Raw genomic sequence first — 23,569 nt, 5'->3', positions numbered from 1 at the left:
CGCCTGCTGACACGCCTTCACGCTCGTTGGCACGGCCCCTCACGCTGGCTGACGCGGCCCCTCATGCCCGCTGACGTAGGCCCGGACGGCCCGGACGCCCCTCCCGGCGCTCGCTGATCGCCGGCCGCGCCCGTCCGCCGCCGTCAGCCCGGCAGTCCGGTCTCCCGCAGGGTGATGTTCAGCCGCCCGCCGCTCATACCCACCGCCGGATCGGCCGTACCCGGGTACACCTTCGGCACCCCGTGGTACGCGAAGCGCGACGGACCGCCGAAGACGAACAGATCACCCGATGCCAGCTCCACATCGGTGTAGGGACGCCCCCGCGTCCTGGTGCCGCCGAAGCGGAAGACACAGCTGTCGCCGATGCTCAGCGACACCACCGGAGCGCCCGAGCGCTCCTCCTTGTCCTGATGCATCCCCATCCGCGCCGCGCCGTCATAGAAGTTGATCAGCGCGGTGTCCGGGGTGTACTCGCGGCCCCCGGTGTACTCATGGAGCTGCCCGCCCGGCCCGTACGCCGCCTCCAGCGCCGTACGGCCCAGCTCCACCAGCCAGCCGGGGAAGGCGGCGACCCGGGCGCCGTTCACATCGTCCGCCGTGCGGCTGTAGCGGTACGGCAGCCAGTGCCAGCCCACGCACACCGTCGACACCGACATGACCCCGCCGCCCGGCAGCACGGTGTGCCGCAGCGGAACCGGACCGCGCGCCCAGGCACGGCACGCCGCCACCAGTTCCCGCTGCCGCCCGGCCGACAGCCAGCCCGGCAGATGCACCGCCCCCGGGGCGATCACGACCGGCCCGTCCGAGGCCCGATCCCCCGTCGCCTTCCCGGTGCCGGAAGCCTCCGCCCTCTCGCCCCCGGAAGCCTCCGCCGATCCACCGGACCGCCGGAGAAGGCTCTCCGGGAAGAGCGCCTCGCCGCTCATGACACCAGCGCGCCCTCAAGTCCCAGCAGACGCTCCTTGCGCTCCAGCCCGGCCGCATAGCCGCGGAGCGCGCCGTCCGCGCCGATCACCCGGTGGCAAGGCCGCACCACCAGCAGCGGATTACGGCCGATCGCGGTACCCACCGCCCGTACCCCGGCGCCGGAGACGCCGACCCGCTGGGCGATCTCCCCGTAGGTCACCGTGGACCCGTAGGGAATCTCCTCCAACGCCCGCCACACCCGCCGCTGGAACTCGGTGCCGCTGTCCGCGTACTCAAGGGTGAAACGGGTGAGCCCGCCCGCGAAGTACGCGGCCAGCTGCTCCTCGATCGCCCCGAACGCGCCGGGCTCGCGCCGCCAGCCGTCCTGGACCGCCGCCGCGCCCTTCTGCCCGGGGAGCGAGAGCGACACGAGCGCGGTCCCGCCCGGCGCGGTCCCGGACGCCCTGCCGACCAGCAGCACCTCGCCCAGCGGGCTGCCGACGGTCGTGTAGACGACCGCGATCTCCCTCGCGTCCACGGCGTTCATGGCTCGCTCCTCTCCTCGCGTCCCTGCGGCGCCTCCCCGTGTCGGCGTGCCCCGCACCACCCAGTCTGAGCCACTCGATCCGCCGAAGCTGGCGGGTATCGGACATCACGACCGGTGGCGGCGGTGTGTACGCCCGCCCTCGTACCCGGTGCCGGAGTACGGGGTTTCCGTACCGTGGGGCGACGGCCGCCGGGGCCGCCCACAGGGGTGGCCCCGGCGGCCGTCATCAGATGCCCGCCCGCGCCGGCGGCGATGAGAGGCACCGCCACTCGGGGGCGTGCGCCGGGGCCGAGACGATGCGTCCGGGTCCCGGATGAGCGCGCGGCCTTCACCGTTCTCGTCGCCGGACCAGCCCACCCACCCCGCCCGGTACGGGTCGGAGACCGCTGATCAGCGGTAGTTCACGAACTGGAGCGCGAAGTCGAAGTCCTGCGCCTTCAGCAGCGCCTGGACGGTCTGAAGGTCGTCGCGGCTCTTGGAGCTGACCCGCAGCTCCTCGCCCTGCACCTGGGCCTTGACGCCCTTGGGGCCCTCATCGCGGATGATCTTCGCGACCTTCTTCGCGTTCTCCTGGGAGATCCCCTCCACGATCGAGGCGAAGATCTTGTACTCCTTGCCGGACAGCTGGGGCTCGCCCGCGTCCAGCGCCTTCAGCGAGATGCCGCGCTTGATCAGCTTGCTCTGGAAGACGTCGAGGATCGCGGTGACCCGGTCCTCGGAGTTCGCCTGGAGCAGGATCTTCTCGCCGGACCATCCGATCGACGCACCGACGTTCTTGAAGTCGTAACGCTGGGAGATCTCCTTCGCGGTCTGGTTGAGGGCGTTGTCGACCTCCTGCCGCTCGACCTTCGAGACGATGTCGAAACTGGAGTCGGCCATGTCCTGTGGCTCCTTGTATCGGGGTGCGTGGAGGGCGGCCGGAGTCCCCGAACCGCTCGGGCAAGCCTAGCCACCCGCACCGGTTCAGATCGCTGATCAATTCAGTGGCGGAGTACCCCCCTGCATCAGGTATTGTTTACGACGTTGCCAGAGAGCACCGCAGCAAAGCGGCTGTTCCGAGGTGACGACATCCCATGGCGGTGTGCCCGAGTGGCCAATGGGAGCGGACTGTAAATCCGTCGGCTTAGCCTACCCAGGTTCGAATCCTGGCGCCGCCACGTGATAGCGATGGCCCCGATCAGCGGAGACGCTGACCGGGGCCATCGTCGTATCGGAGCAGCCGACGGCCCGCCCGGACCACCAGCCGTCCGCCCGTCGTGCCCGGCCGCCCGTCCGGCCGCCCATCGGACAGTAGCCAGGGGCAGGCGATCAGTCAGTCAGCCAGCCGGAACGCCAGTTCGATCTCCCACTTCTCGGGATCGGGCTCCACCCGTGGGTCCGTCCGGTACGACTCCAGACGGCACCCCCAGCGCTCCACACCGCCGGTCTCCGTCATATCCCACTCCAGGCCCTCCCCGGCCGCCCACTCCCGCAGCGCGGCGGCCACCCCGGACAGCCGGTCCGGATGGCCCGTGAAGACGACGGTGGCATAGCGGCCCGAGGGCAGGGAGCCGATACGGATGTCGCCCTCCGGCTCCGGCCGCGACACCACCGGAATGCCCGCCTCCACATCTGACTCACCCGCCAGGTCGACCGTGTTGAAACGGAAGAACGGCGCTCCGGCGAAGGCGACGCCGTGCGCGGTCAGCCAGCCGATCAATTCGCCGAGCCGGTCGGCGAGCACACCGAACGCGTCCATCCGAACCGAGCCGTGGACGAAGGCGTACAGCTGCTCCCCGCGCTCGACGATCACCGGCTCGACACCGGACTCACCGGACTCACCGGGCTCGCCGAACTCGCCGGACTCGCCGGACTCCCCATCAGTCATCTCTCACTCCTCATGGCGGTGCGGACGAGGCTGCATCGGCACGGCGGCGGAATCGGCCGCCCGTCAGTTCCCGGCCACGTCCCTCACCGCCACCACCACCGGCACCGAGCCGCCGATCAGCTCCAGCGTCAGCCCCGCCGTCGCCGGCGTCTCCACCAACTCCGCCAGCACCGCCGCCACATCGTCGCGCGGCACCGGCCCCCGGCCCGTCGACGCCTCCAGCCGGACCAGACCGGTGCCCGCGTCGTCGGTCAGCGCGCCCGGCCGCAGAATCGTCCAGTCCAGGGCGGACCGGGACCGTACCTCGTCGTCCGCCGCGCCCTTCGCCCGCAGATAGGCGTCGAACACCTCGTCACCCGCACGGCCCGCGTCCGCGCCCATCGAGGACACGACGAGATACCGGCGCACCCCCGCCCGCTCCGCCGCGTCCGCGAAGAGCACCGCCGCGGCCCGGTCCACCGTCTCCTTGCGGGCGGCCCCGCTGCCCGGTCCCGCGCCCGCCGCGAAGACGGCCGCGTCCGCGCCCCGGAGCGCCTCCGCGACCTCGTCCACGGACGCCGACTCCAGGTCCAGCACCACCGGTTCGGCCCCCGCCGCGCGCAGCTCCGCGCTCTGCCCCGGATCGCGGATCACCCCCGCGACCTCATGTCCGCCCGCCGAGAGCAGCCGCTCCAGACGGAGTGCGATCTGACCGTGTCCTCCTGCGATGACAATGCGCATGCCTCCGACCGTACGTCCGATGCCCCGGCGGCGCTTGACGATGACACAGGAGTCGCCCCGGCGAGCCGCGGGAACCCCCCGGCGAGCCGCCGGAACCCTCCTCGGCGATCCGGGCGCACCGTCAGGAACGCCCCTGACGCGGCAGCTCCAGCGCCACCGCCACCGCCGAGTCGCAGTACTCGCGGACCGCGCTCGTCCGCGCCACCACCCGCCCCCGGTGGACGACGATCCTGCTGTACGCCAGCGACAGCACCCCCGCGAGCCGCTCCCCGCGCACCGCAAGGAGCTCGGCGGGGAACCCCGCCTCGACCCGTACCTCCGGCAGCCCCATCGCCTCCCGCGCGCCCGCCGCGACCGCCTCGTACGCCTCCTGCGCCCGCAGACCGCCCTGTGACGCCAGCAGATACGCGGCCTCCAGCGGATCGCCGCGCCCCACCGGGTTCGACACGTCCCGCAGCGCGCCGCCGCCCGCCGCCACCCGTACCCCGGCTGCCCGAAGCAGCCGTACGGGGGCGCTGCCCCGCAGCTCCATCCCGCCGCAGCCGCCCTGGGGCAGACACACCACCGTCACCCCGGACGCCGCCAGTCGCTCCGCCGCCCGCGCCGCCACCTCATGGGGCAGCCGGGCCAGTCCCGCGCACGGCCCGAGCACCACCCCGGGCCGCAGCCCGCCCGCCATCGCCGCCAGCCGGGCCAGCCGGGCCGGATCGTCGCCGTGCGTATGCAGATCGACGGGGCAGCCGTGTTCCGCCGCCACCTCCAGCACCGTCTCCGCGTACCCGGTGGGATCGGGGTCCGCGTCCGGACAGCCGCCCACCACGCCCGCGCCCATCTTCACCGCGTCGCGCAGCATCGCGAGGCCGTCCGCCCCGGCCAGCCCGGTCAGCCGCCGGGGCACCGCGACGGCGGTGAGATCGACGAGCCCGCGCAGCGACCGCCGCGCCTGGAGCACCGCCTCCAGCGGGCCGAGGCCCTGCACATCCCCGATCCGGACATGTGAGCGCAGGGCCGTGGCCCCGTGGCCGAGCTGGAGCAGCGCGGCTTCGGTGGCGCGTCGCTGGACGTCCTCGGGGGCGTACGAGACCGGGCCGGGCGAGTCCCCGGTGAGCGCGGTGTCGCCATGGGCGTGCGGTTCGGCCGGTGCGGGCAGCAGCAGATAGCCGTTGAGGTCCACCCGGGCGCAGTGCGGGGTGAGGCTGCCGGCGGTGCCGACCGCCTCGATGCGTCCGCCGCCCAGCCGTACGTCGACGGTGCGGCCGTCAGTGAGCCGGGCGCCGCACAGCAGCAGCGCGGAGGTGTCAGCGGTCGCGCCGTCGGATGGCTGCGGCTGGCTGTCGGGCATTGCGCTCCTGCGGGGAGGTCCGGCTCGGGCCGCGTGCGGAGAGTGGGGAATGTCACGCAGCGCGAGTCGAGCCTAGGTGTGCCGCGGGTCCGCTTCGCGGAAGAGCGAAATAGTCGTACCGGTGTGGTTGCCGGGACAGGCCGAGGAGCACCGAGGAGCACCGAGAAACCCCGAGAGACGCCGAGAGGCACCTGAGGAGAGCTGAGGAGCGCTGAGAAGTGCCGGGGAACGGGGTGCGCCTGAGGAGCGGGGTACGCCCGGGGGAAAAGCGGCCCCGGCGGTGCGGCCCACCGATCCCGGGGCGGCTGTCGGCGCGTTGCGGCCGATGCCGGACAGCGGGCCACGAAACGGATTTGGGCGAACGGTCGCCGACCGTGTAATGTCTTCATCGCTCGCCCCAATAGCTCAGTCGGTAGAGCGTCTCCATGGTAAGGAGAAGGTCTACGGTTCGATTCCGTATTGGGGCTCTGATATCGGTGAACCTCACCTTCGGGTGAGGGGACCTGGTATCGCAGCGGTGTAGCTCAGTCGGTAGAGCAAGCGGCTCATAATCGCTGTGTCACCGGTTCAAGTCCGGTCACCGCTACACACAGTAGCCGATTGTGGGGTCGGTCCTCCGATCGGCTACTCTTTTATGCGTTCATAGTCGTACCATCCGTCCGTCCAAGGAGCACTCACGTGGCTGCCACCGACGTCCGCCCGAAGATCACGCTGGCCTGCGTGGAGTGCAAGGAGCGGAACTACATCACCAAGAAGAACCGGCGTAACAACCCGGACCGACTGGAGATGAAGAAGCACTGCCCGCGCTGCAAGGCGCACACTGCGCACCGCGAAACGCGCTAAACAGGCTCGTGCACGAGGCCGCCCCCGGCTAGGGGGCGGCCTCGTGTCGTTTGACCGGTCCGGCCCGCCCGATGAGGGATGGCCTGCCCGGACCGGAGAACCGGTACACGTCAACCTGTCAGGAGGGAGCCAGGCCATGGCGCTCGACCAGTCCTTCGTGGGGCGGAGTTATCCGCCCACCACGCCCTATGAGGTCGGCCGGGAGAAGATCCGCGAATTCGCCGAGGCGGTGGGGGACGCCAACCCGGCGTACACCGATCAGGAAGCCGCGGTGGCCCTCGGCCATCCGGATGTGATCGCCCCGCCGACTTTTGTCTTCGCGATCACTTTCCGGGCTGCTGGAACGGTTATCCGCGATCCGCAGTTGGGTCTCGATTACTCCAGGGTGGTCCACGGCGATCAGCGTTTCTCCTACGTCAGGCCGGTGCGGGCCGGTGACCGGCTGAGCGTCGTCTCGACGATCCAGACCATCAAGTCCCTCGCGGGCAACGATGTGGTGGAAATCCGCGGCGATGTGCGGGACGAGGCCGGTGAGCATGTGGTGACGGCGTGGACCAAGCTGGTGGCGCGCGCCGCCGAGGAGGCGTGATGACGGCGAGGATCTCCTACGCGGACGTCGAGGTCGGCACCGAACTGCCGGCGCAGAGTTTCACTGTGAATCGCGCCACACTGGTGCAGTATGCAGGCGCCTCGGGTGACTTCAATCCCATTCACTGGAACGAGAAGTTCGCTGTTGAGGTCGGGCTTCCGGATGTGATCGCACACGGAATGTTCACCATGGCCGAGGCGATCCGGGTCGTCACGGACTGGGTCGGGGACCCGGGCGCGGTGATCGAGTACGGAGTCCGCTTCACCAAGCCCGTCGTGGTGCCGAACGACGACAAGGGCGCGGTCATCGAGGTCAGCGGCAAGGTCGGGGCCCTGCTGGAGGAGGGCCGGGTACGGGTCGATCTGACCGCGACCAGCGGTGGGACGAAGGTGCTGGGCATGTCCCGTGCGGTGGTCCAGCTCGGCTGAGCGGCGGATCGCGATCCTGACGCGCGGAGGGCGTTCTCCTGAGGGAGGGCGCCCTTCCGCATGTGTAGCCCCTTCCGTGTGTTCAGGGCGTGCGGAGTGTCGGCCTTGACGATGATAGTGATTGGTCACTAACTTACTTTCCATGGTCAGGATGAGTGCGGAGGAACGGCGCGAGAGTGTGATCCGCGCCGCGATCAGCGAGTTCGCTCGCGGCGGATACGACGGGACCTCCACGGAGGCGATCGCCAGGCGGGTCGGCGTTTCGCAGCCGTATCTCTTCCGGCTGTTCAAGAACAAGAGGGAGCTGTTCCTCGCGGCGGCGCAGCGCTGTCTCGAAGAGATGCCCAGAGCGTTCGCGGACGCTCTGGAGCGGCGGCCGGGAGTCACTCCGCTGGAGGCGATGGCGGCGGCGTATATGGAGCTCATCGACGACCGCGAGCGGCTGCTGATGCAGATGCAGGTGTATGTCGCGGTGGCGTCCGCCGAAGCCGCCGGGGATCACGAGTTCGGCGAGGCGATCCGGGCGGGGTGGGCCGAGATCTGGGATCAGGCGCATATCGCGCTCGGCGGGGACCCCGGGGACACGACCTTGTTCATGGGCTGCGGAATGCTGATCAACGCGCTGGTGGCACTGGGATTTCCGGCGGATCACCGGGTGTGGGCCGGGCTGAACATGCTGGGGGGCCGCGCCATGGGGGAAGGCGACTCCGGGTCCGACTCCGACTCCGGCGCCTGACGGTCCGCCCGGGTCCCGGGGCTGGGCCGACCCCGGGGCAGACCGGCCGCCGCGCCCCCACTCCATCAGGGCACGGAATCCCGAAACCCCGAGCTCCGGTCCCCGATGACACCGAGCCCCCAGCCGGGCGCGGGCTCGCCCGTTTTTTCCGGTGGCACGCGCCGCCGTATGAGCAGAGAAGTTAGTGATCAATAGCTAAGTTACTGGAGGAGTCATGCGACAGCCGACTGCGACCCGGCGTTCCACCCCCGCGTGGACGCTTCTCATCACCGGAGCCGCCGGATTCATGGCGGCCCTCGACAATCTCGTCGTCACCACCGCCCTGCCCGCCATCCGCCAGGATCTCGGAGGCGCGCTGACGGATCTGGAGTGGACGGTGAACTCCTACACCCTCTCCTTCGCCGTCCTGCTCATGCTCGGCGCGGCCCTCGGCGACCGCTTCGGCCGCCGCCGGCTCTTCACCGTGGGACTGGCGATCTTCACGGCGGCCTCGGCCGCCGCCGCGCTCGCCCCGGGCATCACCGCCCTCATCGCCGCCCGCGCCGTCCAGGGGGCCGGCGCCGCGATCATGATGCCGCTCACCCTGACCCTGCTCACGGCCGCCGTCCCCGCCGCCCGCCGGGGCGCGGCCCTCGGCCTCTACGGCGCGCTGACCGGCGTCGCCGTGGCCGGCGGCCCGCTCATCGGCGGCAGCCTCACCGAGCACATCTCCTGGCAGTGGATCTTCTGGCTGAATGTGCCGATCGGTCTGGTACTGCTCCCGCTCGCCCGGCTGCGCCTGGCGGAGTCGTACGCTCCGAACGCCCGGCTCGACGTCCCCGGCACCCTGCTCGTCAGCGGCGGGCTCTTCGGCATCGTCTACGCCCTGGTCAACGGCCATGCGGCGGGCTGGAGCAGCGTTTCCGTGCTGAGCGGGCTGACCGTGGGGACGGCCCTTCTGCTGGCGTTCATCCGGCACGGCAGCATCAGCCGCCACCCCATGCTCCCCATGCGTCTCTTCCGTAACCGGGCCTTTCTCGGGATCAACGCGGCGGGTCTGCTGATGTTCTTCGGCATGTTCGGCTCCATCTTTCTGCTCAGTCAGTTCTTCCAAGGTGTGGCCGGTTACTCGCCGACCGAGGCAGGGCTGCGGATGCTGCCCTGGACCGGGATGCCGCTGCTGGTCGCGCCGCTGGCCGGATATCTCTCGGACCGGATCGGCGGGCGTCCTGTGGTCGTCGCCGGACTGGCCCTCCAGGCCGCCGGGCTCGCCCTCTTCGCCCTGATGCTGGAGCCGGGCGTGAGCTATGCGTCCCAGCTGCCCGGACTGATCGTCGGCGGGTTCGGGATGGCGCTGTACTTCGCGCCGGCGGCGGGCATCGTGATGTCCAGCGTCGCCCCGGGCGAGCAGGGCATCGCGTCGGGAGCCAACAGCGCCCTGCGCGAGGTCGGGGGAGCGCTCGGCGTCGCCGTGCTGGGCGCGGTCTTCGCCGCCCAGGGCGGCTTCGCGTCGGACCGGGCCTTCAGCGACGGGACGGTCCCCGCGCTCTGGGCCGGGGCGGGGGCCGTCGCGCTCGGCGCACTGGCCGCGCTGCTCGTCCCCGGGCGACGGCCCATGGACACAGCGACCCCGGCGCGACCCAAGGAACCGGCGGCTCAGTCGCCCGCCGCAGTCTGAGCGGACCGCCACGGCGGGCGGCCGGTCACGGGCGGTTCCCGGGGCCGGCCGCCCCTGACCGTACTCTTGTGCCCGTGCAGGAACTCCACGACGCCCCCCTCGCCCCCCTGACCACCTTCCGGCTCGGCGGCCCCGCGAACCGGCTCATCACCGCCGTCACCGACGACGAGGTGATCGCCGCCGTCCGCGAGGCCGACGAGAGCGGCACCCCGCTGCTGATCATCGGCGGCGGCAGCAATCTGGTCATCGGCGACAAGGGCTTCGACGGAACGGCCCTGCGCATCGCGACCAAGGGCCTCCGCCTCGACGGCACACGGCTGGAGCTGGCGGCGGGCGAGGTGTGGACCGAGGCCGTGGCCCATACGGTCGCCGCCGGGCTCGCGGGCATCGAGTGCCTCGCCGGAATCCCCGGCTCCGCCGGTGCCACGCCGATCCAGAACGTGGGGGCGTACGGCCAGGAGGTCTCCGCCACGATCACCGAGGTCGTCGCCTACGACCGCCGCGCGGGGGAGACGGTCGTCCTCTCCAACGCCGAGTGCGCGTTCTCGTACCGCCACAGCCGTTTCAAGGAGCACCCCGAGCGCTATGTGGTGCTGCGCGTCCGCTTCGGTCTGGAGGACGCGGGCGGGCTCTCCGCGCCGGTCAGGTACGCGGAGACCGCCCGGGTCCTCGGCGTCGAGCCCGGGGGCCGGGCCGAGCTCGCCACGGTCCGCGAGACCGTACTCGGTCTGCGCGCGGGCAAGGGCATGGTCCTGGACCCCGCCGACCACGACACATGGTCCGCCGGATCCTTCTTCACCAACCCCGTCCTGGACGCCGGGCAGTACGCGGCGTTCCTCGACCGGGTCCGCGAGCGCCTCGGCGAGGAGACGGCCCCGCCCGCCTACCCGGCCGGAGACGGACGGACCAAGACCTCGGCGGCCTGGCTGATCGACAAGGCGGGCTTCGCCAAGGGGTACGGAAGCGGACCGGCGCGCATCTCCACCAAGCACACCCTCGCGCTCACCAACCGGGGCGAGGCCACCACCGAGGATCTGCTCGCCCTCGCCCGCGAGGTCGTGGCCGGGGTGCGGGACGCCTTCGGGGTCACCCTGGTCAACGAGCCGGTGACGGTCGGCGTCAGCCTCTGACCCGGGAACCGAGCCGCTCAGGCGCACCGCCCGGCGGCGGGAGGGGGCTACCCTGCCCGGCGTCGGGCCCTCGTCGGGGGCCAGCCCCCGAACCCCCGCGCCTCAATCGCCGGCGGGGCTGAATTTTGCGCCCCTGCTCGCCGCTGGCGAGGCTGGATCTTGTGTGCGAGCCGCCCTGCCGGGCGCGGGCCCTTGTCGGGGGCCAGCCCCCGAACCCCCGCGCCTCAATCGCCGGAGGGGCTGATTTTGGCCGCCGGACGGGCTGGTTCTTCCGGGATCGGCTGGCGGGCGGTTGAGGTCTCATGGGAGGGGGCCGCGCAGGGGTGGTGCCGGGACGTAAAACGTGATTTTGTGGCGCAAAGGAGGCCCGCCATCAAACAGGGACTGGAAACGCGCCGTAAATCATGAGTCCCGGCACCACCCCGGAGCGGACACCGGACCCCAGCACACCGCACCCCAGCCCCACCCCGAAGCACCCGCACCCGGCAAGGGCCCCGCCCAGCCCCGAAGCCCCGCACCAAGCCCGAAGCACCCCGAAGCCCCCGCACCCTGCCGGCCGGATTCACACCCCGGTCGGCTCCTCCTTGAGCCAGTCGTCGATCCCGGCGAGCATCCCGTCGCGGACCGGCGCGGGCGCCGCCGAGCCGCGGACCGACTGCCGGGCCAGCTCGGCCAGCTCGGTGTCGGTGAAGTCGTGGTGCCGCCGGGCGAACTCGTACTGAGCGGCCAGCCGCGACCCGAAGAGCAGCGGATCGTCCGCGCCCAGCGCCATCGGCACCCCGGCGTCGTACAGCGTGCGCAGCGGCACGTCCTCGGGCTTCTCGTACACCCCCAGCGCCACATTGGACGCCGGGCACACCTCGCAGGTCACCTGGCGCTCGGCCAGCTTCCGCAGCAGCCGGGGGTCCTCGGCGGCGCGTACGCCGTGCCCGATCCGCGAGGCGCGCAGATCGTCCAGACAGTCCCGTACGGACGCCGGACCGCTCAGCTCCCCGCCGTGCGGCGCGGCGAGCAGCCCGCCCTCCCGTGCGATGGCGAAGGCGCGGTCGAAGTCCCTGGCCATCCCGCGGCGTTCGTCGTTGGAGAGCCCGAAGCCGACGATTCCGCGGTCCGCGTGCCGTACGGCGAGCCGGGCGAGCGTACGGGCGTCCAGCGGGTGCTTCATCCGGTTGGCGGCCACCAGCACCCGGATGCCGAGCCCGGTCTCCCGGGAGGCGCTCTCCACGGCGTCGAGGATGATCTCCAGCGCGGGGATCAGCCCGCCGAGCATGGGGGCGTACGAGGTGGGGTCGACCTGGATCTCCAGCCAGCCGGAGCCGTCCTTGAGGTCCTCCTCGGCCGCCTCCCGCACCAGCCGGCGGATGTCGTCGGGGGTGCGCAGACAGGACCGCGCGATGTCGTAGAGCCGCTGGAAGCGGAACCAGCCGCGCTCATCGGTGGCGCGCAGCCGGGGCGGCTCACCGCTGGTCAGAGCGTCGGGGAGGTGAACGCCGTACTTGTCGGCCAGTTCGAGCAGGGTGGTCGGGCGCATCGACCCGGTGAAGTGCAGATGCAGATGCGCTTTGGGTAGCCGGCTTACGTCACGTACATGCTCCATCCCCGGATCCTGCCGTACGGGCCGTCCGGGACGTAAGCGGATTCCCGATCGGATTCCCGATCGGATTGCCGTCCGAACACGGGAACGGCGCCACCCCGGGACCTGCTGGAGTGGCGCCGTACGGGGAAGGGGGTCAGTCAGTCGCCTCGGCCAGCAGCTTCTGGAGCCGGGAGACGCCCTCCACCAGGTCCTCGTCGCCCAGCGCGTACGACAGCCGCAGATAGCCGGGGGTGCCGAACGCCTCGCCCGGGACCACCGCCACCTCGGCCTCGTCCAGGATCAGCGCCGCCAGCTCCACCGAGGTCGCGGGACGCTTCCCCCGGATCTCCTTGCCGAGGAGCGCCTTCACCGAGGGGTACGCGTAGAACGCGCCCTCGGGCTCCGGGCAGAGGACGCCGTCGATCTCGTTGAGCATCCGCACGATGGTCTGCCGGCGGCGGTCGAACGCCTCCCGCATCGCGGCCACGGCCTCCAGATCGCCGGAGACCGCCGCGAGCGCCGCTGCCTGGGCCACATTCGAGACGTTCGAGGTGGCGTGGGACTGGAGGTTGGTCGCGGCCTTCACCACGTCCTTGGGGCCGATGATCCACCCCACGCGCCAGCCGGTCATGGCGTACGTCTTCGCCACGCCGTTGACCACGAGGCACTTGTCGCGGATCTCGGGCACGACCGCCGGGAGCGAGGTGAAGACGGCGTCGCCGTACACCAGGTGCTCGTAGATCTCGTCGGTGAGCACCCACAGACCGTGCTCCACGGCCCAGCGGCCGATCGCCTCGGTGTCCTCACGGCTGTAGACCGCGCCGGTCGGGTTGGACGGCGAGACGAAGACGACCACCTTGGTGCGCTCGGTGCGGGCCGCCTCCAGCTGCTCGACGGAGACGCGGTAGCCGGTGGTCTCATCGGCCACGACCTCGACCGGCACCCCGCCCGCGAGGCGGATCGACTCGGGGTAGGTGGTCCAGTACGGCGCGGGGACGACGACCTCGTCGCCCGGGTCCAGGATCGCCGCGAACGCCTCGTAGATCGCCTGCTTGCCGCCGTTGGTCACCAGCACCTGCGCCGGGTCGACCTCATAGCCGGAGTCGCGCAGGGTCTTCGCCGTGATGGCCTTCTTCAGCTCGGGCAGGCCGCCCGCCGGGGTGTAGTGGTGGTACTTCGGGGTGCGGCAGGCCTCGACGGCGGCCTCGACGATGTAGTCGGGCGTCGGGAAGTCGGGCTCTCCCGCGCCGAAGCCGATCACCGGGCGCCCGGCGGCCTTGAGGGCCTTGGCCTTGGCGTCGACGGCGAGGGTCGCGGACTCGGAGATCGCACCGACGCGGGCGGAGACCCGGCGCTCGGTGGGAGGGGTTGCAGCGCTCATACGGTCCATCGTCCCAGACGGCCCCGGGCCGGGGCACAGGTGTTTCGATTCCCGGACACCGGCCCCGGGCCCGCCGTGCGGAGCAAGGGGAGGGCCGGGGGGCGGAGTCGGGCGGCGCTCCCCGCGGCGCGGTCCCGGAGCGCTCGCGGAGCGGTTCCAGAGCCGCTCGCGGAGCGCTGACCGGTGGCGGGCAAGAACCTCTCCGGAGCTATCTGTTCGACGCCGGGCCTGTGACCACGTACACTCACTGCTCGTTGGCCCGCACCGACCACATCTCCGGATGGGGTAGGTTGGGGAAGCCACAAAGGGTCGTAGCTCAATTGGTAGAGCACTGGTCTCCAAAACCAGCGGTTGGGGGTTCAAGTCCCTCCGGCCCTGCTACACACACCTTCGCCAGGCTGTGTGCGCATGTACGTACATTCCATGAATCGCCGTGCGGCTCCACCGGGCGCGGCACGGCCACGACCCGGAATCAGGTGAAAGAACGTGACGGACGCCGTGGGCTCCATCGACACGCCTGATGCCGAGGACGAGGCGCCCCAGAAGAAGTCGCGCAAGGGCGGCAAGCGCGGGAAAAAGGGCCCTCTCGGCCGTTTGGCGCTCTTCTACCGGCAGATCGTCGCCGAGCTGCGTAAGGTCGTCTGGCCCACGCGTAACCAGCTGACGACGTACACCACCGTGGTGATTGTCTTCGTCGTCATCATGATCGGTCTGGTGACCGTGATGGACTATGGATTCCAGGAAGTCGTCAAGTACGTCTTTGGCTGATCCCGCGAAGGGCGTCGGCCAAGGGCTTATCGGCATGACGGCGGCCTTTCGCATGTTCCACCCATCTGTATCCAGAAAGAAGCAGCCACCGTGTCTGACCCGAACCTGAACGAGGCCGTTGAGCCCGGCGACGAGAGCTTCGAGTCCGCCGAGTCCGCCGAGGACGAGCTCGACATCGTTGAGGCGGCCGACGAAGACCAGGCGGAAGCTGCTGACGCCGAGGCCGGCGAGCCGGCCGAGGAAGCCGCGCTGCACATCGAGGACGACACCGAGGCCCTGATCGAGGTCGACGCCGAAGGCGTGGCCGAGGTCGTCGCGGAAGCGGAAGAAGCGGAAGAAGCGGAAGAGGAAGAGGTCGCCGAGGAGCCCGAGACGGCCCCGGTCGACCCCATCGCCGCGCTCCGCGAGGAGCTGCGCCTGCTGCCCGGCGAGTGGTATGTGATCCACACCTACGCCGGCTACGAGAAGCGGGTCAAGGCGAACCTGGAGCAGCGCGCCGTCTCGCTGAACGTCGAGGAGTTCATCTACCAGGCCGAAGTGCCCGAGGAAGAGATCGTCCAGATCAAGAACGGCGAGCGTAAGAACGTCCGCCAGAACAAGCTTCCCGGCTACGTCCTGGTCCGTATGGACCTCACCAACGAGTCCTGGGGCGTCGTCCGCAACACGCCCGGCGTCACCGGCTTCGTGGGCAACGCCTATGACCCGTACCCGCTGACCCTGGACGAGATCGTCAAGATGCTCGCCCCGGAGGCCGAGGAGAAGGCCGCCCGCGAGGCCGCCGAGGCCGAGGGCAAGCCGGCTCCGGCCCGCAAGGTCGAGGTCCAGGTGCTGGACTTCGAGGTCGGCGACTCGGTCACCGTCACGGACGGCCCCTTCGCCACCCTCCAGGCCACGATCAACGAGATCAACGCCGACTCGAAGAAGGTCAAGGGCCTGGTCGAGATCTTCGGCCGCGAGACCCCGGTCGAGCTCAGCTTCGACCAGATCCAGAAGAACTAGTCCCCCCGCCCTTCGGGGGCGGACGCCGGGACAGCTGCTTCCGACAGGTCAGGGCCGCCTTTCAGGGCGGTTCTGACCTGTCGGTTTTTAACCGGACAGCCATACCCGTTATTGTTGTGCGGTATGCCTCCATCCGGATGACCGGATGGAAGCTGAAAACTCTCACTAGGACCCGGAGAGAGCAATGCCTCCCAAGAAGAAGAAGGTCACGGGGCTTATCAAGCTCCAGATCCAGGCCGGCGCGGCCAACCCGGCTCCGCCGGTCGGCCCCGCGCTGGGTCAGCACGGCGTCAACATCATGGAGTTCTGCAAGGCCTACAACGCCGCGACCGAGTCGCAGCGTGGCATGGTCGTGCCGGTGGAGATCACGGTCTACGAGGACCGTACCTTCACCTTCATCACCAAGACTCCGCCGGCCGCCAAGCTGATCCTCAAGGCCGCGGGTGTGGACAAGGGCTCCGGCGAGCCGCACAAGACCAAGGTCGCCAAGCTTACGAGCGCCCAGGTCCGCGACATCGCCGCGACCAAGATGCCCGACCTGAACGCCAACGACCTGGACGCCGCGAGCAAGATCATCGCCGGCACCGCCCGTTCCATGGGCATCACGGTCGAGGGCTGACAGTCCCCGTCTGACCTCTGTGGTAGGACCACGCGCTGGTCCGCACCACGACTCCACACCTGAAACAACGCAGGAGAAGAAGTGAAGCGCAGCAAGAATCTCCGCGCTGCGGACGCCAAGATCGACCGGGAGCGTAACTACGCCCCGCTCGAGGCCGTCCGTATCGCCAAGGACACCGCCTCCAGCAAGTTCGACGGCACCGTCGAGGTCGCCTTCCGCCTGGGTGTTGACCCGCGCAAGGCCGACCAGATGGTCCGTGGCACCGTGAACCTTCCGCACGGCACCGGCAAGACCGCCCGGGTCCTGGTCTTCGCGACCGGCGACCGTGCCGAGGCCGCGCGTGCCGCGGGCGCCGACATCATCGGCGCCGACGAGCTGATCGACGAGGTGGCGAAGGGCCGTCTGGACTTCGACGCCGTCGTCGCCACCCCGGACCTCATGGGCAAGGTCGGCCGCCTCGGCCGGGTGCTCGGTCCGCGTGGTCTGATGCCGAACCCGAAGACCGGCACCGTCACCCCCGATGTCGCCAAGGCTGTGACCGACATCAAGGGCGGCAAGATCGAGTTCCGCGTCGACAAGCACTCGAACCTGCACTTCATCATCGGCAAGGTCTCCTTCGACGAGACGAAGCTGGTCGAGAACTACGCCGCGGCGCTGGAGGAGATCCTCCGTCTGAAGCCGTCCGCCGCGAAGGGCCGCTACATCAAGAAGGCGACCCTGACCACGACGATGGGCCCCGGCATCCCGCTGGACTCCAACCGCACCCGTAACCTGCTCGTCGAGGAGGACCCGGCCGCCGTCTGATTCTGACGGCAGCCGCGGGCCTTCCGCGCGCAGCGGGAGCACAGCAGCGAAAACCGGCCCCCACGCCTCTCACCAGGCGCGGGGGCCGGTTTCTGTTGTTTTCCGGTCTGTTTTCCGGTTGGGCCTGTCAATTAGTGTTGAGAAGTTCGTAGAAAAGCACAAAGGGGTGGGAATGGGTAAGACCATAGGAAATCGCTTCGGTGTGCCGCTGACGGCCGCGGTGGCGATAGCCGCTCTGGCGGGCTGTAGCGCCGACTCCGGCGATCAGGAGCGCTCGGTGGCGCAGGTCCTCACCGCGGCGTACGAGAAGACCTCGGCGGCCTCGGCGGCCAAGGCCGAGCTCACCGTCTCCATGCCCGAGTCCATGATGGGCGGCGCCGGTGAGCTGGAGCTCTCCGGTGTCATGGGCTGGAACCCCTCGGTGGTGGACATGTCGATGAGCTACCCCTCCGGCGAGAAGGTCCGGACGCGGTGGGTGGGCGACATCTCCTATGTCGACGCCGGAGCGGCGGCTGCCAAGGAGATGGACGGCAAGCGCTGGATGAAGGTGGACTACGCCGCCCTCGCCGAGAAGCAGGCGGACGAGCGGCTGCTGAGCCAGATGACCGGCGGCATGGAGGCGGTGGACCAGGATCCGGCCAAGCAGCTGGCCGTGCTGCTGGACTCGCCGGATGTGCAGCACGTCGGCGAGGAGAAGATCGACGGAGTCCCGGCCCAGTGCTACCGGGGCGCCGTCACGCTCCAGCAGATGATCGACTCCGGTGAGTCGGCGAAGGTGCTCGGCGAGAAGAAGCACGACGCGCTCGTCTCCGCCATGAAGGAGGCCCGGATCAAGGGGTACGAGACCGAGATCTGGCTGGACGAGAACGATCTCCCGGTGAAGATGGATCTCACCATGAGGACCGCCGACGGCGAGGTGGGCCTGGTCGGCGTCTTCACGGAGTACGGGATCGACGCCGAGGTGAAGGCGCCGCCCGCCGATGAGACCTATGACCTGATGGAGCTGCTCGGCGGTCTTGAGAAGCAGTCCGGGGACCGTCTTGAAAAGCCGGCCGAGGACGCGCCCTGAGAAGCAGTCCGAGGGCGAGCGGAAGGGCCCCGACCAGGGCTGACGCCCGCCGAACGCCCGCCGGGCACCCGCCGGGCACCCGCCGGACGCCCGCCGGGCACCTGCCGGACGCCCGGCGGACACCCGCCCCGGCCCGCCGCCGGGGGCGGATTTGCGTCAGCGCGATCCGCTCGCGTACTCTTCCACAGAAGCCAAAGACCGCTGGTCGTTGCCGCGTGCTCATTTCATGAGAGTGCGGCAACCGAAGGATCCGCTAGCAACGGACGACCCGCGTAGGTGACCGTGGAAAGCTCCCGAACTCGTGTCGGTCGAGCTACGCCCCGTGCGCCTGCGCCGGGGCGTTTTGTTTTGCCCAGCCCCCTCCTTCGGGTCCGCGCGGTCCTCATCACCCGGAAGGAGGCCGACGCTCATGGCAAGGCCCGACAAGGCTGCCGCGGTAGCCGAGCTGGCGGACCAGTTCCGCAGCTCGAACGCCGCTGTGCTGACCGAGTACCGGGGTCTCACCGTGGCACAGCTCAAGCAGCTGCGCCGTTCGCTCGGTGAGAACGCCCAGTACGCCGTGGTGAAGAACACGCTGACCAAGATTGCGGCCAACGAGGCCGGGATCGACACGCTCGACGACCTGTTCAATGGTCCGACGGCTGTTGCCTTCGTCACCGGTGACCCGGTGGAGTCGGCGAAGGGTCTCCGTGACTTCGCCAAGGACAACCCCAACCTGATCATCAAGGGCGGTGTCCTTGATGGCAAGGCGCTGTCCGCCGATGAGATCAAGAAGCTCGCGGACCTCGAGTCCCGCGAGGTTCTGCTCGCCAAGCTGGCGGGCGCCATGAAGGGCAAGCAGTCCCAGGCTGCCGCGCTCTTCCAGGCGCTTCCCTCGAAGTTCGTCCGCACCGCGGAGGCGCTTCGTGCCAAGAAGGCCGAGCAGGGCGGTGCCGAGTAATTCGGCTCGCGCATTGATCGGCGCTGTCTGCACGCGCTGATCGCAGCGGGCCGAACGCCCGCCGTCATATACATCCGGCACCAGCCGAATTAGTGGAAGGACCGCCCATCATGGCGAAGCTCAGCCAGGACGACCTGCTTGCCCAGTTCGACGAGATGACCCTCATCGAGCTCTCCGAGTTCGTGAAGGCCTTCGAGGAGCGCTTCGACGTCACCGCCGCTGCCCCGGTCGCCGTCGCCGCCGCCGGTGGCGCTGCCGCCGCCGCTGAGGCCGTCGAGGAGCAGGACGAGTTCGACGTCATCCTCACCGCCGCCGGTGACAAGAAGATCCAGGTCATCAAGGTCGTGCGCGAGCTGACCTCCCTGGGTCTCAAGGAGGCCAAGGACCTCGTGGACGGCGCCCCGAAGCCCGTCCTCGAGAAGGTCGCCAAGGACGCCGCCGAGAAGGCCGCCGAGTCCCTCAAGGGCGCCGGCGCCTCCGTCGAGGTCAAGTGACTTCTCTGAGTCCTCAGTGACTCACCGGGCCCGTACAGGGCTCGCTGGACGCCCCCTCGGGGCCCAGTGAGGCTCTTTCCGGGCTCAGCGAAGGGCGATCACCCATCCGGGTGGTCGCCCTTCGGCGTGCTGTCAGGGCTGCGTTGCAACTCTTCGCCCGGGGAGTATGGTGATCATCGCTATGCGCGACCGGCCCAGGTCAGCCCCGGGGCAGTGACGATCTCGGCAGCCGGACCGGGGTGGGGGGCCTTGACGAACCGCACGCAGCGCGCAATTCTCAGGACGCGTCGTCACAACGATCCGTATCCGAGGCATGGATCGGCGACCGAACGGGCAGTATCGAGGTGCGCCTCACGGCGCGGGGCAAGCACGGAGTTGAGAACAACGAGGGTCTTCAGAACCCGCACTGGACATCAGTGTGCCAAGTGGCTACACTGACCCTTTGCGCTGCCTGTTAGCTGCCCCCTGCCCGTCACCAGGGGCATACCCTCGCATCAGCACAGTGGATTGATCCATCCCTGACCTGGGACTTCTCTCCCTGTGCACGGCTTGGGACCGGTACGCGCGTAGTGAGTCCGAGCCCTCGGAAGGACCCCCTCTTGGCCGCCTCGCGCAACGCCTCGACCGCGAATACGAACAACGGCGCCAGCACCGCCCCGCTGCGCATCTCCTTTGCAAAGATCAAGGAGCCTCTTGAGGTTCCGAACCTCCTCGCGCTCCAGACCGAGAGCTTCGACTGGCTGCTCGGCAATGCCGCGTGGAAGGCTCGGGTCGAGGCGGCTCTGGAGAGTGGACAGGACGTCCCCACGAAGTCCGGTCTGGAGGAGATCTTCGAGGAGATCTCCCCGATCGAGGACTTCAGCGGGTCGATGTCGCTGACCTTCCGCGACCACCGCTTCGAGCCTCCTAAGAACTCCATCGACGAGTGCAAGGAGCGCGACTTCACGTTCGCCGCGCCGCTCTTCGTCACGGCCGAGTTCACCAACAACGAGACCGGCGAGATCAAGTCTCAGACGGTCTTCATGGGCGACTTCCCGCTCATGACCAACAAGGGCACCTTCGTCATCAACGGCACCGAGCGTGTCGTGGTGTCCCAGCTGGTCCGCTCGCCGGGTGTCTACTTCGACTCCTCCATCGACAAGACGTCCGACAAGGACATCTACACCGCCAAGATCATCCCGTCCCGGGGCGCCTGGCTGGAGATGGAGATCGACAAGCGCGACATGGTCGGTGTCCGCATCGACCGCAAGCGCAAGCAGTCCGTCACCGTGCTGCTCAAGGCTCTCGGCTGGACGACCGAGCAGATCCTGGAGGAGTTCGGCGAGTACGAGTCCATGCGCGCCACCCTGGAGAAGGACCACACCCAGGGCCAGGACGACGCGCTGCTCGACATCTACCGCAAGCTGCGTCCGGGCGAGCCCCCGACGCGCGAGGCCGCTCAGACGCTGCTCGAGAACCTCTACTTCAACCCGAAGCGCTACGACCTCGCGAAGGTCGGCCGCTACAAGGTGAACAAGAAGCTCGGCGCGGATGAGCCGCTGGACGCCGGCGTCCTCACCACCGACGATGTCATCGCGACCATCAAGTACCTGGTCAAGCTGCACGCCGGGGAGACCGAGACGGTCGGCGAGTCCGGTACCCAGATCGTCGTCGAGACCGACGACATCGACCACTTCGGCAACCGTCGTCTCCGTAACGTCGGCGAGCTGATCCAGAACCAGGTCCGTACGGGTCTCGCCCGTATGGAGCGCGTCGTGCGCGAGCGCATGACCACCCAGGACGTCGAGGCGATCACGCCGCAGACCCTGATCAACATCCGGCCGGTCGTCGCCTCCATCAAGGAGTTCTTCGGCACCAGCCAGCTGTCGCAGTTCATGGACCAGAACAACCCGCTGTCGGGTCTCACCCACAAGCGCCGTCTGTCGGCGCTCGGCCCGGGTGGTCTCTCCCGTGAGCGGGCGGGCTTCGAGGTCCGTGACGTGCACCCCTCGCACTACGGCCGCATGTGCCCGATCGAGACGCCCGAAGGCCCGAACATCGGTCTGATCGGCTCGCTCGCCTCCTACGGCCGGGTCAACGCGTTCGGCTTCGTCGAGACGCCGTACCGCAAGGTCGTCGACGGCCAGGTCACCGACGAGGTCGACTACCTGACCGCCGACGAGGAGGACCGCTTCGTCATCGCCCAGGCGAACGCGATCGTCTCCGACGAGATGCGCTTCACCGAGCCGCGCGTGCTGGTCCGCCGCCGTGGCGGCGAGGTCGACTACGTCCCGCCGGCCGAGGTCGACTACATGGACGTCTCGCCGCGCCAGATGGTGTCGGTCGCGACCGCCATGATCCCCTTCCTGGAGCACGACGACGCCAACCGTGCCCTCATGGGCGCGAACATGATGCGTCAGGCCGTTCCGCTGATCACGGCCGAGGCGCCGCTGGTCGGCACCGGCATGGAGTACCGCTGCGCGGTCGACGCCGGTGACGTCATCAAGGCGGAGAAGGACGGTGTGGTCCAGGAGGTCTCCGCGGACTACATCACCGTCGCCAACGACGACGGCACCTACACCACCTACCGGGTGGCCAAGTTCTCCCGCTCCAACCAGGGCACCTCGGTCAACCAGAAGGTCATCGTCTCCGAGGGCGACCGGGTCGTCGAGAGCCAGGTGCTCGCCGACGGTCCCGCCACCGAAGAGGGCGAGATGGCCCTCGGCAAGAACCTGCTCGTCGCGTTCATGCCGTGGGAGGGTCACAACTACGAGGACGCGATCATTCTGTCGCAGCGCCTCGTCCAGGACGACGTCCTCTCCTCGATCCACATCGAGGAGCACGAGGTCGACGCCCGTGACACCAAGCTGGGCCCCGAGGAGATCACCCGGGACATCCCGAACGTCTCCGAGGAGGTCCTCGCCGACCTCGACGAGCGCGGCATCATCCGCATCGGCGCCGAGGTCGTCGCCGGAGACATCCTGGTCGGCAAGGTCACCCCGAAGGGCGAGACCGAGCTGACGCCGGAGGAGCGCCTGCTCCGCGCGATCTTCGGTGAGAAGGCCCGTGAGGTCCGTGACACCTCGCTGAAGGTGCCGCACGGCGAGATCGGCAAGGTCATCGGCGTACGCGTCTTCGACCGCGAGGAGGGCGACGAGCTGCCCCCGGGCGTGAACCAGCTGGTCCGCGTCTACGTCGCCCAGAAGCGCAAGATCACCGATGGTGACAAGCTCGCCGGCCGTCACGGCAACAAGGGCGTCATCTCCAAGATCCTGCCGATCGAGGACATGCCGTTCCTGGAGGACGGCACCCCGGTCGACATCATCCTCAACCCGCTCGGCGTCCCGTCCCGAATGAACCCGGGCCAGGTCCTCGAAATCCACCTCGGCTGGCTCGCCAGCCAGGGCTGGAAGGTCGAGGGCAACGAGGAGTGGATGGAGCGGCTGAAGGCGATCGGCGCGGACGACGTCCAGCCCGGCACCAATGTCGCCACCCCCGTCTTCGACGGCGCCCGCGAGGACGAGATCGCCGGTCTCTTCGAGTCCACGATCCCCAACCGCGACGGCGACCGGATGGTGCTCCCGTCCGGTAAGGCGAGGATGTTCGACGGCCGCTCCGGCGAGCCGTTCCCGGACCCGATCTCGGTCGGGTACATGTACATCCTCAAGCTCCACCACCTGGTCGACGACAAGCTGCACGCCCGGTCGACCGGTCCGTACTCGATGATCACCCAGCAGCCGCTGGGCGGTAAGGCCCAGTTCGGTGGCCAGCGCTTCGGAGAGATGGAGGTGTGGGCGCTGGAGGCATACGGCGCCGCCTACGCCCTCCAGGAGCTGCTGACCATCAAGTCCGACGACGTCACCGGCCGAGTGAAGGTCTACGAGGCCATCGTCAAGGGCGAGAACATCCCCGAGCCCGGCATCCCCGAGTCCTTCAAGGTGCTCATCAAGGAGATGCAGTCCCTGTGCCTCAACGTGGAGGTGCTGTCCTCGGACGGCATGTCCATCGAGATGCGCGACACCGACGAGGACGTCTTCCGCGCAGCGGAGGAGCTCGGCATCGACCTGTCCCGGCGCGAGCCGAGCAGCGTCGAAGAGGTCTGACGGGGTCCGGCCGGGACCGCTTCGTGAGAAGCGGTCCCGGCCGTAGCCCCCAGGACTCCGTACAGACCACCT

The 23,569-nt window shown here is 69.4% G+C and carries 22 protein-coding genes and 4 tRNA genes; 18 read left to right on the top strand and 8 right to left on the bottom strand.

Annotated elements, in window-relative coordinates; translation table 11 throughout:
* Positions 1-143 precede the first annotated feature (143 nt).
* The 3 genes from FF041_RS28795 to FF041_RS28785 form a co-directional block, all read right to left on the bottom strand.
* Positions 144-926, bottom strand: coding sequence for an alpha-ketoglutarate-dependent dioxygenase AlkB family protein (locus FF041_RS28795; RefSeq protein ID WP_153525509.1), 783 nt, complete (start codon positions 924-926; stop codon positions 144-146).
* Complete coding sequence (locus FF041_RS28790) at positions 923-1,453, bottom strand: methylated-DNA--[protein]-cysteine S-methyltransferase (RefSeq protein WP_153525508.1); 531 nt, start codon at positions 1,451-1,453, stop codon at positions 923-925. The genes FF041_RS28795 and FF041_RS28790 overlap by 4 nt, the downstream gene beginning before the upstream one ends.
* 390 nt (positions 1,454-1,843) lie before the next feature.
* The gene (locus FF041_RS28785; RefSeq protein WP_153525507.1) at positions 1,844-2,332 is read right to left on the bottom strand and encodes a YajQ family cyclic di-GMP-binding protein; all 489 of its coding nucleotides are present in this window, start codon (positions 2,330-2,332) and stop codon (positions 1,844-1,846) included.
* Positions 2,333-2,528: 196 nt separating this feature from the next.
* On the opposite strand from FF041_RS28785, the gene FF041_RS28780 reads away from it, so the two are divergent.
* Positions 2,529-2,610 (top strand) — tRNA-Tyr (locus FF041_RS28780).
* A gap of 155 nt (positions 2,611-2,765) precedes the next feature.
* Here FF041_RS28780 and FF041_RS28775 read toward each other — a convergent pair.
* The 3 genes from FF041_RS28775 to FF041_RS28765 form a co-directional block, all read right to left on the bottom strand.
* A complete protein-coding gene (locus FF041_RS28775) occupies positions 2,766-3,320 on the bottom strand; it encodes a GyrI-like domain-containing protein (protein WP_153525506.1) in 555 nt (184 codons plus the stop codon).
* Between the two features lie 63 nt (positions 3,321-3,383).
* Positions 3,384-4,040 (bottom strand): NAD(P)H-binding protein, encoded by a 657-nt coding sequence (locus tag FF041_RS28770; RefSeq protein WP_153485606.1) that lies wholly within the window; start codon positions 4,038-4,040, stop codon positions 3,384-3,386.
* Between the two features lie 121 nt (positions 4,041-4,161).
* The gene (locus tag FF041_RS28765) at positions 4,162-5,382 is read right to left on the bottom strand and encodes an amidohydrolase family protein (protein WP_153525505.1); all 1,221 of its coding nucleotides are present in this window, start codon (positions 5,380-5,382) and stop codon (positions 4,162-4,164) included.
* Between the two features lie 394 nt (positions 5,383-5,776).
* Between FF041_RS28765 and FF041_RS28760 the strand changes: the two genes are divergently transcribed.
* From FF041_RS28760 to FF041_RS28725, 8 genes are all read left to right on the top strand, one after another.
* A tRNA-Thr gene (locus tag FF041_RS28760) sits at positions 5,777-5,849 on the top strand.
* A gap of 46 nt (positions 5,850-5,895) precedes the next feature.
* Positions 5,896-5,968 (top strand) — tRNA-Met (locus tag FF041_RS28755).
* A 92-nt stretch (positions 5,969-6,060) separates the two neighbouring features.
* Positions 6,061-6,225 carry a 50S ribosomal protein L33 gene (gene rpmG / locus FF041_RS28750; RefSeq protein WP_006347275.1) on the top strand — a complete coding sequence of 55 codons (165 nt, stop codon included), beginning with the start codon at positions 6,061-6,063 and terminating at the stop codon, positions 6,223-6,225.
* Positions 6,226-6,361: 136 nt separating this feature from the next.
* Positions 6,362-6,814 (top strand): MaoC family dehydratase N-terminal domain-containing protein, encoded by a 453-nt coding sequence (locus FF041_RS28745; RefSeq protein WP_153525504.1) that lies wholly within the window; start codon positions 6,362-6,364, stop codon positions 6,812-6,814.
* Entirely contained in the window at positions 6,814-7,242 is a 429-nt protein-coding gene (locus FF041_RS28740; RefSeq protein WP_153525503.1) for a MaoC family dehydratase, read from the top strand. The genes FF041_RS28745 and FF041_RS28740 overlap by 1 nt, the downstream gene beginning before the upstream one ends.
* 142 nt (positions 7,243-7,384) lie before the next feature.
* Entirely contained in the window at positions 7,385-7,978 is a 594-nt protein-coding gene (locus FF041_RS28735; RefSeq protein ID WP_153525502.1) for a TetR/AcrR family transcriptional regulator, read from the top strand.
* Positions 7,979-8,192: 214 nt separating this feature from the next.
* The gene (locus FF041_RS28730) at positions 8,193-9,635 is read left to right on the top strand and encodes a DHA2 family efflux MFS transporter permease subunit (RefSeq protein ID WP_153525501.1); all 1,443 of its coding nucleotides are present in this window, start codon (positions 8,193-8,195) and stop codon (positions 9,633-9,635) included.
* Between the two features lie 74 nt (positions 9,636-9,709).
* Entirely contained in the window at positions 9,710-10,765 is a 1,056-nt protein-coding gene (locus tag FF041_RS28725) for a UDP-N-acetylmuramate dehydrogenase (RefSeq protein ID WP_323392990.1), read from the top strand.
* A gap of 562 nt (positions 10,766-11,327) precedes the next feature.
* Here FF041_RS28725 and FF041_RS28720 read toward each other — a convergent pair.
* Positions 11,328-12,362 carry an adenosine deaminase gene (locus FF041_RS28720; protein ID WP_153525499.1) on the bottom strand — a complete coding sequence of 345 codons (1,035 nt, stop codon included), beginning with the start codon at positions 12,360-12,362 and terminating at the stop codon, positions 11,328-11,330.
* A 133-nt stretch (positions 12,363-12,495) separates the two neighbouring features.
* A complete protein-coding gene (locus FF041_RS28715) occupies positions 12,496-13,722 on the bottom strand; it encodes a pyridoxal phosphate-dependent aminotransferase (RefSeq protein ID WP_194292202.1) in 1,227 nt (408 codons plus the stop codon).
* A 305-nt stretch (positions 13,723-14,027) separates the two neighbouring features.
* Between FF041_RS28715 and FF041_RS28710 the strand changes: the two genes are divergently transcribed.
* From FF041_RS28710 to rpoB, 9 genes are all read left to right on the top strand, one after another.
* Positions 14,028-14,100: transfer RNA gene (locus FF041_RS28710), tRNA-Trp, on the top strand.
* A gap of 108 nt (positions 14,101-14,208) precedes the next feature.
* Positions 14,209-14,490, top strand: a complete 282-nt coding sequence (gene secE, locus FF041_RS28705; RefSeq protein ID WP_323372353.1) for a preprotein translocase subunit SecE — start codon at positions 14,209-14,211, stop codon at positions 14,488-14,490.
* 90 nt (positions 14,491-14,580) lie between these two features.
* A complete protein-coding gene (gene nusG / locus FF041_RS28700; protein ID WP_323392988.1) occupies positions 14,581-15,489 on the top strand; it encodes a transcription termination/antitermination protein NusG in 909 nt (302 codons plus the stop codon).
* A 184-nt stretch (positions 15,490-15,673) separates the two neighbouring features.
* Positions 15,674-16,108, top strand: coding sequence for a 50S ribosomal protein L11 (gene rplK / locus FF041_RS28695; RefSeq protein ID WP_153486791.1), 435 nt, complete (start codon positions 15,674-15,676; stop codon positions 16,106-16,108).
* An 81-nt stretch (positions 16,109-16,189) separates the two neighbouring features.
* Entirely contained in the window at positions 16,190-16,912 is a 723-nt protein-coding gene (rplA, locus tag FF041_RS28690) for a 50S ribosomal protein L1 (RefSeq protein ID WP_323372351.1), read from the top strand.
* 172 nt (positions 16,913-17,084) lie between these two features.
* On the top strand, positions 17,085-17,981 hold the full coding sequence (locus tag FF041_RS28685) for a hypothetical protein (RefSeq protein WP_153525497.1): 897 nt from the start codon (positions 17,085-17,087) through the stop codon (positions 17,979-17,981).
* A gap of 409 nt (positions 17,982-18,390) precedes the next feature.
* Positions 18,391-18,921 carry a 50S ribosomal protein L10 gene (gene rplJ / locus FF041_RS28680; protein ID WP_153486789.1) on the top strand — a complete coding sequence of 177 codons (531 nt, stop codon included), beginning with the start codon at positions 18,391-18,393 and terminating at the stop codon, positions 18,919-18,921.
* A 110-nt stretch (positions 18,922-19,031) separates the two neighbouring features.
* The gene (rplL, locus tag FF041_RS28675) at positions 19,032-19,415 is read left to right on the top strand and encodes a 50S ribosomal protein L7/L12 (RefSeq protein WP_153486787.1); all 384 of its coding nucleotides are present in this window, start codon (positions 19,032-19,034) and stop codon (positions 19,413-19,415) included.
* 599 nt (positions 19,416-20,014) lie between these two features.
* On the top strand, positions 20,015-23,497 hold the full coding sequence (gene rpoB, locus FF041_RS28670) for a DNA-directed RNA polymerase subunit beta (protein ID WP_153486786.1): 3,483 nt from the start codon (positions 20,015-20,017) through the stop codon (positions 23,495-23,497).
* The last annotated feature ends 72 nt before the right edge of the window (positions 23,498-23,569 follow it).

Origin of the sequence: Streptomyces jumonjinensis, assembly GCF_009600885.1 — a bacterium.
GTDB lineage: Bacteria > Actinomycetota > Actinomycetes > Streptomycetales > Streptomycetaceae > Streptomyces > Streptomyces jumonjinensis.
Note: the sequence above shows the minus strand (reverse complement) of the source record. Positions and strands in the feature narration are given on the sequence as shown.